Source organism: Roseburia sp. 1XD42-69, assembly GCF_003612565.1.
GTDB lineage: Bacteria > Bacillota > Clostridia > Lachnospirales > Lachnospiraceae > Roseburia_B.
Genome location: NZ_RAZG01000132.1, coordinates 1 through 4856, shown reverse-complemented (window position 1 = coordinate 4856; position 4856 = coordinate 1). Strand labels below are relative to the sequence as shown.

The following is a 4856-nucleotide window of genomic DNA, read 5'->3' as shown; positions in this document are numbered from 1 at the left end:
GTTATATTATCTCTGTATTAGAAAAAAGCAGAGATGAAAAACTAAAATCTCCCAGCATCAATTCATCAAATACACATATGTCTCAAGAACTAAAAAATGAAACAATAAAAAGGCAAATGGATATTTTATTTGAAAGCACGGAATTAATGAACAATTCAAATAGCGTGGGTACAGTAATTAACCGAATCAAGATGGCTTGCAACACGATTGATAAGCTGAACGTTTATACAAATGAAGAACTCGTTGCCGCTGGCTACAAACCAAAAGAACCTCTGTCAAATACAAAGGACTATATCCAAAAAAATAAGATTACAATTATTAATCAAGCTATCGAACGCAACATTACACATGAACTTGAAGGATTAAAAACTACAAAGGGAAAACTAAATAAATTGGATAAAATGTATTTTGAAATGAAAGACAATAAATCACTCAATTCTGAAAATCTCGTTTTTTTTGGAAGAACTGCATCGTAAAACCTTGGAAACCCTTACAGCCAATCAGCTCAGTGCTATACCGTCCGAAATTTCAAATTTAAATATGACTGGATATGATTTTGAAAAATATTGTGCCCGCCTATTATCGTTAAATGGTTTTACTTCTGTCAGTGTAACCAAGGACAGTGGTGACCAAGGAATTGACATCATTGCATTTAAAGAAAATGTCAAATATGGAATCCAGTGCAAATTATATTCCAGCCGTGTAGGAAATTCTGCTGTACAGGAAGCTTATTCCGGAAAGGATTTTTATAAATGCCAAATAGGGGCAGTTCTTACAAATAATGAATTTACCGATTCTGCCAAGGAATTGGCGGATTCCTTGGGAGTTCTTTTATGGAATGGTAATTTTTTGAATCAGCTACAACAGCACATATAAATCATTTTATTATACAGATAAATAAGTCAATCTTTTTTGACTTTCAATAAAAATTATATTTAGGAGGAAAAACAAATGAGTTTAATCAAATGCCCAGAATGCGGGAAATAAATTTCAGACAAGGCAGCTACATGTCCAAATTGCGGTATGCCATTAAGGAGAGAAGACCGTGGAACCTACGATATCATAGTCACAAGAGAAAAACAAAAGTTTCTGATAAATCCAAAAATAAAAATTATTGTGGATTCTGTAGGTGAGTACAATATAGAAAATAACAGCAGCATAACTATCCCCTTAACCACTGGTGCACATACTTTACTATTTTCTTCAGGAATGAGAAAAACCCAGACAGACATAGATGTGACCGAAAACATGAACATAGGAGTTAAATTCAACAGAACCTCTGGAGAAATCGAGGTCAGCGGCTATAAAACCTCATCACAGACCAATACTCCAAAGATGTCTATTAGTGTTGGAGGCGGTTTATTTAAGAATATTGATTAATTCATCAGACGTCTAACAAATTTTAGAACTGATTGTGGCCATTTTAGATTATGTCAACCATAAAAAATAGCCGTCCTTAAATCTTGGCCGATTGGACAGCTATTTTTAACGTCTTAATTCGCCAGAGCAGGTGAGGCGCATTCACCTTCCGGCTACCTTGTTAAGTACATTATAACATATTATTGCAACTTTTCAACATTTTCTATAAAATAATTATGTGAACCCTATCCGTCTACAGCCCTAGCGGTAGGCAATACAAACGGAAAGGACTGAAAACACAAAAAAATGAAGCTGCTATTAGATATAGAACGCATAAAATTAATTTTCTCTGAGTACAGAGAGTTCATCGGCCCACAAAAGCTGGATGGACTTGATTCCATTATTGCTGGAATCGGTTTTTTCATAACTATTGCTCTTTCAGATTTTCATAGCGTAAAATGGTTGCAAATAACACCCATTGTTATCGCAATACTGTACCTTATGTGGGGAACTTATCACTTATACCGTTCCTGGAAATACTCAGACTTTAACAGGCACAAACTTTTAGAACTATTGGAGGAAATCAACGAAATGGAAAAGCATCCGCTTTCTATTATTTTAATCAAAGATGATTTTAATAAAAATTCAAACCGCTTTCTCGTATATGACGACCCAAGATGGCATTGCCGCCTTTTTCCCAACTATCACACTATTTCTGCAAGTGAGGAAGAAAACATATCCAATATACAACATCATATTCGGATGGAATTAAAGACAACAACCGAAAACGGTTGTTTCCTATTTCAAAAACTCCATTCCAAGTACTCTGTTTCCTCACAAAAAGAAAAAGTATACCTTCATCGGTTCTACAGATTTCAAATTAAAGGCAATCCAGAAATCACACAGGACTCTTTTTGTATTGACGGTAAAACGTATCATTGGATGTCGATCGCTGAAATGGAACCTGACGAGAACATCATGCAGTCAAATAGCGACATTGTCGGTTTCGTAAAACAGCAGGCAATCTAGCAATACATATAGGAGGAACCATGCTAGCCTACAAATATACCCTAAAAAACGGGAAAACCATGTGGTATGCCGCTTATAAAATATACATATCAAAAGGAGATTTTATAAATGGACGATTTCAATTTACAATTGAATGCCTTTGCTCAAAAAATTCTTCACAAAAACTTACCGCAGGAGCCAAAAGCCGATTCCCATGCCACTTCAGAAGAGGCTCCCGAAAAAGAAGTTGTTTTGTATCAAACTGAAAATGGAAATATAAATGTTTCTGTATTCTTTCACAATGAAACTTTCTGGCTAACCCAAAAAGCCATAGGAGAATTATTCCAAGTTGATCGAAGCGTAATAACAAAGCATTTATCTAATATTTTTAAAGATGGTGAATTGGATAAAGATTCAGTATGTGCAATTTTTGCACATACTGCTTCCGATGGAAAAAAATATAATACACAATACTATAACCTAGATGCCATTATTTCAGTCGGATACCGAGTTAATTCAGTACAAGCCACGAAATTTCGGCAATGGGCAACAGCCACCTTAAAAGAATATATGATAAAAGGATTCATTCTAAACGACGATATGCTCAAAAATGGCACAAAATTTGGGAAAGACTACTTTGACGAATTACTGGAGCGCATAAAAGAAATCCGTGCAAGTGAACGACGTTTTTATCAAAAAATAACTGACATCTACGCACAATGCAGTTATGACTATGATCCTAAAAGCGAGCTTACAAGAACATTTTTCAAGACCGTGCAGAATAAACTCATTTTCGCTATTACTGGACAAACTGCTCCTGAAATCATTCACCAAAGAGTTGATGATTCCACAGAGCATATGGGACTCAAGACATGGAAAAACGCCCCAGATGGCAAAATCCTAAAATCAGATGTAACAATATCTAAAAATTATCTTTCAAAAGAAGAACTGTCTAATCTAAACGATATTGTCAATATGTATCTTGATTATGCTGAGAACCAAGCAAAGCGCAATAAATTAATGGCTATGAAAGATTGGGTAGATAAATTAGATTCTTTTTTGCAATTTAATGAATATGATTTGCTGAAAAACCTTGGAAGTGTTTCCAGGGAAGTAGCTAATTCCCTCGCCATAGAAGAATATAAGAAATATAGAATATTACAAGATAAAACATATTCTTCAGATTTTGATAAGTTAACTGAAAAGTATTTGAAATAGAAAAATCCGCACCGCTTATTCATGACATCAAAATATAACAATGAAAATCGGAGGTCAAATTATGCCGGCCTACAAATGCACCCTTAAAAATGGTAAAACTATGTGGTATGCTGCCTTTAATTATACGGACTGGACCGGACAAAATAAACATACCTGTAAAAGAGGATTCAAAACACAGCGAGATGCAAAAGAGTATGAACGTTCCTTCTTTAACCAGCAGAACAATACCAGCGACATCCTCTTTTCTTCTCTGGTAGAAAATTACCTGGAAGACATGGAACACCGTCTAAAGCCTACCACAATGGAAAACAAACGTTTTATCATTGAAGGAAAGCTGCTCCCTTACTTTGCTAGGCTGAAAGTATGTGATATTGACACCATTAAAATCCGGAAATGGCAGAATGAGTTGATTTCCTATCGGGATGAAAACGGAAAGCCTTTTTCTCAGACTTACCTAAAAACCGTCAATAACCAACTGTCCGCCCTGATGAACTACGCTGTGTCCCATTACCAGCTTCCGTCCAACCCCTGCAAGGCAGCCGGGAGCATGGGAAAGAGCAAAGCGGATGAAATGCATATCTGGACACAGGAACAATATGAGCAGTTTTCCGGCGCCATCCAGAAATCATCCGTAAAACTGGCTTTTGATATGCTGTTTTATACCGGGATGCGGTCCGGGGAGCTGCTGGCGCTCACCCCTGCAGACATTCTTCCCACAAAACGGATAGATATCAATAAGAATTTTGCAAAAGTAAAAGGGGAGGAATTATTTCTGGAACCAAAGACTCCCAAAGCCAGGCGGTGTATCTCTATCCCAGATTTTCTATATGACAATATCCATGAGTATATATCAAAGCTCTATGGGATTGGAAAGGGAGACCGGATTTTCTACTTCACAAAATCCGCCCTGGAAAAGGAAATAAAGCGGGCATCTGAAAAGGCAGGGCTGACGCCGATCCGGGTACACGACCTGCGGCATACTCACGTCACTATTTTTTGTTGTTTTTCTGCCTTTTTACACTGCTTTTTTCTGATATTTTTCAATATTTACATTATTTTTCTTGTGTTTACAGTTCAAATCATATCCAAATAACGGTTAAATATGGTTTTGTCGTCAACTTCATATAGTCGGGTAGTTTTTTGCTAAAATCATGTATTCCATTTATAATATGACATCCTGTTTTTTTATTATTCAATAATCAATGTTAACAACCTAACTCAAGCAACTACAACATATTGTGTTTTTCTTTTAATTGGCACGGGGTTCCCTG

6 protein-coding genes are annotated in these 4856 nt (G+C 36.2%); all 6 read left to right on the top strand.

Features of this window, described 5'->3' with window-relative positions:
- Positions 1-476: hypothetical protein (locus D7Y06_RS26245; protein WP_158591483.1), on the top strand; the 476-nt coding region annotated here is incomplete at its 5' end.
- Positions 457-876, top strand: a complete 420-nt coding sequence (locus D7Y06_RS23895) for a restriction endonuclease (protein ID WP_243119494.1) — start codon at positions 457-459, stop codon at positions 874-876. The genes D7Y06_RS26245 and D7Y06_RS23895, both read left to right, overlap by 20 nt.
- Before the next feature lie 147 nt (positions 877-1023).
- On the top strand, positions 1024-1380 hold the full coding sequence (locus tag D7Y06_RS23890; protein ID WP_120410004.1) for a hypothetical protein: 357 nt from the start codon (positions 1024-1026) through the stop codon (positions 1378-1380).
- Positions 1381-1665: 285 nt separating this feature from the next.
- Positions 1666-2388, top strand: a complete 723-nt coding sequence (locus D7Y06_RS23885; protein ID WP_120410003.1) for a hypothetical protein — start codon at positions 1666-1668, stop codon at positions 2386-2388.
- A 108-nt stretch (positions 2389-2496) separates the two neighbouring features.
- Positions 2497-3585, top strand: coding sequence for a virulence RhuM family protein (locus D7Y06_RS23880; RefSeq protein WP_120410002.1), 1089 nt, complete (start codon positions 2497-2499; stop codon positions 3583-3585).
- 61 nt (positions 3586-3646) lie between these two features.
- Complete coding sequence (locus D7Y06_RS23875; protein WP_120410001.1) at positions 3647-4678, top strand: site-specific integrase; 1032 nt, start codon at positions 3647-3649, stop codon at positions 4676-4678.
- The last annotated feature ends 178 nt before the right edge of the window (positions 4679-4856 follow it).